At 61.8% G+C, this 5,811-nt stretch carries 5 protein-coding genes and 1 pseudogene; 1 reads left to right on the plus strand and 5 read right to left on the minus strand.

Going from position 1 to position 5,811, the window contains the following annotated elements; translation table 11 throughout:
- The 3 genes from Q8O80_RS08365 to Q8O80_RS08375 form a co-directional block, all read right to left on the minus strand.
- A partial coding sequence (locus tag Q8O80_RS08365; protein WP_305578872.1) for a UvrD-helicase domain-containing protein occupies positions 1–1,621 on the minus strand: 1,621 nt, incomplete at its 3' end.
- A gap of 3 nt (positions 1,622–1,624) precedes the next feature.
- Complete coding sequence (locus Q8O80_RS08370; protein ID WP_305578874.1) at positions 1,625–2,287, minus strand: hypothetical protein; 663 nt, start codon at positions 2,285–2,287, stop codon at positions 1,625–1,627.
- A complete protein-coding gene (locus Q8O80_RS08375; RefSeq protein ID WP_305578876.1) occupies positions 2,284–3,063 on the minus strand; it encodes an RNA polymerase sigma factor in 780 nt (259 codons plus the stop codon). Before Q8O80_RS08375 ends, Q8O80_RS08370 begins: the two co-directional genes overlap by 4 nt.
- Positions 3,064–3,453: 390 nt before the next feature.
- Between Q8O80_RS08375 and Q8O80_RS21535 the strand changes: the two are divergent.
- Positions 3,454–3,759, plus strand: a pseudogene (locus Q8O80_RS21535) (integrase); the annotation flags it as partial.
- On the opposite strand, the gene Q8O80_RS21540 reads toward Q8O80_RS21535, so the two are convergent.
- Entirely contained in the window at positions 3,670–3,954 is a 285-nt protein-coding gene (locus Q8O80_RS21540; protein WP_371136145.1) for a DUF3320 domain-containing protein, read from the minus strand. The pseudogene Q8O80_RS21535 and the gene Q8O80_RS21540 sit on opposite strands and share 90 nt — an antisense overlap.
- 21 nt (positions 3,955–3,975) lie before the next feature.
- Positions 3,976–5,811, minus strand: a 1,836-nt coding sequence (locus Q8O80_RS08385) for an AAA domain-containing protein (protein WP_305578880.1), incomplete at its 5' end; no start/stop codon positions are given.

Consider the following 5,811-nt stretch of genomic DNA (forward strand, 5'->3'; position numbering starts at 1 on the left):
ACAGGGTTTCGAAGCGGCGAATCTCGGGCTTACCCGGCCCCGCGCCCCGATCCGCCTCGAGCGCGAGCGGAAGCATGCCGTGCGACGCGCCCATATGCGGAGCGACCGCCGCGAAAGCATGAACCACTTGTTCGGTCGAGCGGTAGTTGACGCCGAGCTGGTCGACGACGGCGCCCGGATAGTCCGTAGAGAACCGCGCCATGTTGGCCGAGGACGCGCCGCGAAATCGGTAGATCGACTGCCGCGAGTCCCCGACCACCCAGAGCCGCTCGCCGTCGCCGACGACCGCTTTGAGCAGGCGCGCGCTGGCCCGGTTCACATCCTGATACTCGTCGACCAGGACATGCCGATGGCGCAGCTGCACCGCCGTCCGGATTGCTGCATCCGTCTCCAGGAGCTTCGCCGGCAACATGATCAGGTCGCCGAAATCAACCCCGCCATGGCGGCTCTTGGCGTCCTCGTAGAGATCGTAGATGTCCGCAATCTCCAGGCATTTGGCCGCCGCGACCTGCCTGTCTTCGTCGGCGCCAGCCGCATCCCGCATCGCCAAGGCCAGCGCGCGGTAGCGCGCCGGATCTGCCATCTCGTCCTTGGCGCGCGAGATCGCCGCGACCACGTCACGGAGCACCATCGCCGGATCCCACAGATTCCGATAATAGATGAGCGGAAGCGTCGGCAGGATCTCCTCAAGCAGTTCGATCGCATCGCTGCGGTCGAACAGGGCGGGCTTCGACGACAGGCCGAGCCGATCATGGTGACGACGCACCAGATCGAGCCCGAAGGCATGAAATGTCCCGACCCAGAGTTTGGGCGCGGCCTCCGGCAGCGCGCTCGACAGGCGCTCCGAAAGCTCGCCAGCGGCCCTGTTCGAGAAGGTGAGGATGAGCATCGCCGCCGGATCGATCCCCTCCGAAGCCAGCGAGGTCACGCGCCTGACGAGGGTGCGCGTCTTGCCGGTGCCAGGCCCCGCTTGGAGCTGGTACGGCGAGCCGCGATGCGCGGCCGCCCGGTCCTGCGACGGGTCCGGCCGCGGCACATAAGCGGGTGAAGACCCCGCCGCAGCGAGCTCGGCCTCGGGCAAAAGCAAGGCATCGAAAAGCTGTTGGCGGACGAGCGCGATCGGGAGCCCGGTCCGGGCGGTGATCGCCGCGGCGCCAAGCCCTTGGTCGACATGAAGGCGTCGTACGAGAGCCCGCGGAAGCACAAACTCGCGTCCGAAGACGTTCGCCTGAAGCTCGCGGCGCTCGCGCGCGCCATAATCCTCGACGCGCTGCAGCCCGACGGGCGCGGCTTCGGTAGAGCGCGAAGCGTCAATGTCCGCCGCCGCGCAGGTCGCCGAGCCGGCATGAAGCCGGGCGTGCCCGATCTCGTGCGCAACCAGCAACGCCCGCACAGACCCATTGCCGCCGGATTCGCAGCAGATGCTGCCGCTCTGGTCATCGTAGAGCGCGCGCGCGCCCTTCAGCGCCGGATCGCCGGCAGGCAGCCAGACAAGCTCGAGGTCGAGATCCGCCGCAGCCGCCTCGACCAGCGCCAAAGGATTGAGCGGGTCCGCACCCTTGGCCACCAGCGCCTGATGGAGGGCTGCGGCGGCGGACCGGATCGGCTCGAACGCATCCATCGACTAGAGCGCCAACAACGCGCGTTGTTGAGCCTCGCTCAAGCCAGAACTCCGGACGGCCTCCTCGAAGGTCTGGCGGCCGCCGTTGTTGGGTTTGCCGTCCGCCTTATAGAATTGTGGGCCCGCCGCACCGCCCTGAGCAGCCGCAAAGTGAGCGACGATCACATCGAGCGGCGCGTGCAGATTATCGGCGACCCGCTTTCGGAATCCAGGCGTCAGCGTGTCGGGCTCGATTTGCCGATCTCTCAGTTTGGCCACAAAGACGCTGCTAGCGTCCAGCCGCCTCGCGAACCCGCGAAAGTCCTCGCGCGAGAGTGATGCGAACGGATTTATTGCGTCCGCCGAGACCGATCGAACTGTGGCAGCCGGCAGGCGCGTCGGCTCCGAGACCGCATGCAGCCGGTTCTGGAATCGGCTCATGGCGCGCGAAACGGCCGGGCTCAAGACATTCGGATCAAGCGCAGCCTCGGCCGCCTCGACGACCGCATCACCGTGCAGCGCGTCGATGGCGATCGCGATCGCGAAGTTGGTCAGTTCGCCGCCAAACTGCGGGAAACGACGTACGACATCGTCGAGCAAGGCTGCGTCGGGGACGTCCTTTGCGATCGACAAGGCATAAAGCGCCTCCCTTAGCTCGGGCGGGCTGGCGGTGAGTGTCGGGGTCATAGATCCTCCTTGAAACGGGCCAGCTTCGTCGCCGCCCGTGTCAGTCGGTTGCGAATTGTGCGTCCGGTGCAGTCGCAGCGTGTTGCCGCGGTCTCCTCGCCCGGATCGTCGGACTCTTCCTGATAGCCGAGCGCGTGAACGAGGATTACCGCGTCACGTTCGTCGGGCGGCAGTTCTAGAATCGCATCGTGAAGCTCGGACCGGAAAACGTCGCCGTCCTGCATCGCCGGCGATCGGAACGCCTCAGACACCCGGGCGAATACCTCGTCATGGGGTTCGGGCTCGCTGTCTTCGTCGGGCTCGGGCATCTGCGCCACGTGCTTGAGCTGCCCCGCCTCGCGGCGGACGACGTCGATCCGGAAGAAGCGGAAGGCGCGATTGAATTTGCACTCATAGAAGTCCAGCTCGGCGGGATCCTTGCCTGTGCCGTCGCTGGCGAACAGTTCGCTGAACTCGCCCAGTATGTCCTCCCGAACGGTGGCGGCTTCCGGAAGTTGGCCGTCCGGCACCTTAACAATCAGATTTGCCTCACAGCGAGCGAGCAGAACCGGCAGCACCAGGCTGATCAGCCCTTGATCGCCGGTCCGGCGCCCATGCCGGACCAAGTGGACGAGCGTCTCTGAGCGTAGATGGTCGGCGTCTCGTGGGTCGGTGATGGCAAGCCGGGCAAGAAGCGGCTGGGGAGTAAGCGTGAGAGCCGCGTCGATTTGCGCTTCAACGGCATCCGGGCGAACGAGGGGGCCGTCGTCGCCGATTTTCTGTAATGTTCGAGCCATTATGCCCCCTTGCCTTATGCAACAGCGGTTTTGCGAGCGTCCCAAAAGCCCGCTCGTCTCCACTGATCGCGGCGGGGACGGAAATCCGGAAAGCCGTTTTTGCTTTTTTCGACAATCTTTATGCCTTGGCGCATACCGTCCTTCAAATGCCTCCGAGGTGCCTTTCGCAACTTGAGCGCGGCAAATGTCTGAATGTAGGGCAGCTTTTGGCGAGCGAATACGGATACCGTAACGACGGCTTTATTCGCGGCTCCTGACCAATCACCGGCTTGGCTGGATGTCAGCTTTTGCCGTTTCGCTGTCGAAAGCCTGCCTGTCCGCAACCGGCCCCTTGGTTCATCATGCTCGCCTATCCTCCTGACGGCCGATTTTGGCCAAAGGAGTTTCGAAATGGGAATTGCACAATACGATCCTGCCGCGCTCGGCAGGCCAGCATGGAACGCCGATCGAATGGTAGGTGTCAAGAAGCCGCTCAAGCAACGCCAGATTTGGGCGGTCCGCTTTTTCCTCGATCGAGAAGGACGGATGCGCGACCGGGCGCTGTTCGATCTCGCAATCGACAGCAAGCTGCGCGGTTGCGATCTGGTGAAATTGAAGATCGGAACGCTAGTGAGTGGACCGGCGATCCGCACGCGCGCTATGGTCGTTCAGCAAAAAACGGGTCGCCCGGTTCAGTTCGAGATCACTGCGGATGTGAGCCACGACGTCGGCGCGGACCGGGGCTTCGGTCTCGACAACTCTCGCAATCATTTGGTCGATTACCGATCGGTAGCCGAATTCGTAAAAGGAGTCGGGATCCGCTTTGATGCTAGACAGATCTGCTTTTCTAAAAGGAGCAGTATCGGCGGCTTCCGCCGAATTCAGGCGCAGCGGCGCATCTTCATTTGCCATGAACTTCTCGATCAGTGGATCTCATAAGACCGGAGCGTCCTCCTCCGCATCGAGGTCAGTATTCTCGGTATTGAGATTATCGGCCTCATCAAAGTCTGCGGCGCCGCTGTTGCCATTAGCTTCTTCAGGCTCAGAAAGGTCAAAACGATGCTGTTCGTTTCGGTCTGCATCCTTCACGGCGCTGGCGGTCACAAGTCGCTGTAGCGCATCGTGCAGCCGGTCTGTCGCGCCCTGCTTGTCGTGCCACCAGTCGGGTGACCACAGCCGCAGGATTTCCCAGCCAAGACCTCGGAGGATTTTTTCGCGGATCTTGTCCCGGTCGCGAGCAGTGGCCGACCTGTGGTATGTCGCGCCATCGCATTCAATGCCGGCCAAGAACGTCCCCGGTTTGTGCGGGTGAACAACGCCAAGATCAATCCGAAAGCCAGATACGCCTATTTGCGGAATGACGGTCCAACCCTTCGCATCTAGTTCGGCGGCAACAGCCTCCTCAAACGGCGAATCGAAACCTCCCACCGAGCCTTTATCAACCGCCGGCAGCGCCACGGCGCCGCGTTCGGCGAAATCAAGAAAGGTCTTCAGGTGGTGCACCCCGATGGCCTTGCTCCGACCCATATCGATCTTGTCTGCAGTGATGGACGAATAGACCACGAGCTCCTGCCGCGCCCGGGTAACGGCGACATTCAAGCGGCGCTCACCACCATCGCGATTGAGAGCACCGAAATCCATTGTTAATTTAGCTGCACGATCGTGACCGAAAGTGATGGAAAACAGCATCACGTCGCGCTCGTCGCCCTGCACATTCTCCAGGTTCTTGACCACGGTCGGCTCGATCCGTTCCCTGGCGAAAAACCATTCCAGTTCAGGGTCGTCCCGTCGCTTTTGATCCAGAAGGTCCTCGATCAAAGATTGCTGCTGGCTATTGAAAGTGATCACACCGAGCGTCGGCCGCTCGGGTTCGGGCAATTTCAGCCAGGCGCGCATGCGGGCCGCAGCGTCACTGGCGATCGCATTGGCCTCGGTTGTGTTGGTGCGGCTCTTGCCCCGGTCATAAATCCCGTTGGCGAGATGGCGCAGCGAAACTGCCCGGTCTTCGGTGACGGGCGAGGGAAATGTGATCAGCCTGTTTCGATAATAGTGCCAATTCGAGAATGCGATCAGCGATTCATGACGGCTGCGGTAGTGCCAATTGAGCTCGAGAACCGGAAGGCCGGACACCTTTGCTTCGTCGAGAATGCTTTCGAGATCCTTGTCATGCTCCTGGATCTCCGGATCGGTGTCATCGCTATCTGTCTTGCCGAAAAAATTGGTCGGCGGCAGTTGCATCGGATCCCCGACAATCACGGCCTGTCGACCGCGCGCCAGCGCGCCGACCGCGTCCCACGTGGTGATCTGCGAAGCTTCATCGAAGATCACCACATCGAAAAGTGCCTGGTCCGCCGGCAGATATTGCGCGATAGAAAGCGGTGACATCAGAAGGCACGGTGCAAGCTTGCCGAAGGTTTCCGGCATGCCGGCAATCATGTCACGGATGGATTTGCTCGGTCTTTGCAGTTCCATCTGATGGCGCAGGAGCCCGAGTTCGGACCTCCTCGGCACTTCATGAGGGTTCGGCAAGTTCCTCGACAGCTTACGCTGAATTTCGCGCGGTGCGCTTTTTTGCGCCATATCATCCAGTATCCGGAAATCGGCCAATGCGTCTTCATGCTGGAAACGCTTGAATTGGCGTATTACGGGATCCGCATCGATGGCAGTGGGAAGCCACCATCGCGCATAGGCCAGCGCGAATGCCGAGCTGATGTCATCCGGCATCAGCCGGCTTTGCTCAAGTGCTAAAATAATTGGCTCAAGCCCATG

The organism is Devosia sp., from assembly GCF_030689745.1.
Classification (GTDB): domain Bacteria; phylum Pseudomonadota; class Alphaproteobacteria; order Rhizobiales; family Devosiaceae; genus Devosia; species Devosia alba.

Excerpts from the sequence above, each read along its gene's own strand:
- Q8O80_RS08375 (WP_305578876.1), bottom strand. The coding sequence starts at position 3,063 with ATGGCTCGAACATTACAGAAAATCGGCGACGACGGCCCCCTCGTTCGC.
- Q8O80_RS21540 (WP_371136145.1), bottom strand. The coding sequence starts at position 3,954 with ATGGCAAATGAAGATGCGCCGCTGCGCCTGAATTCGGCGGAAGCCGCC.
- Q8O80_RS08370 (WP_305578874.1), bottom strand. The coding sequence starts at position 2,287 with ATGACCCCGACACTCACCGCCAGCCCGCCCGAGCTAAGGGAGGCGCTT.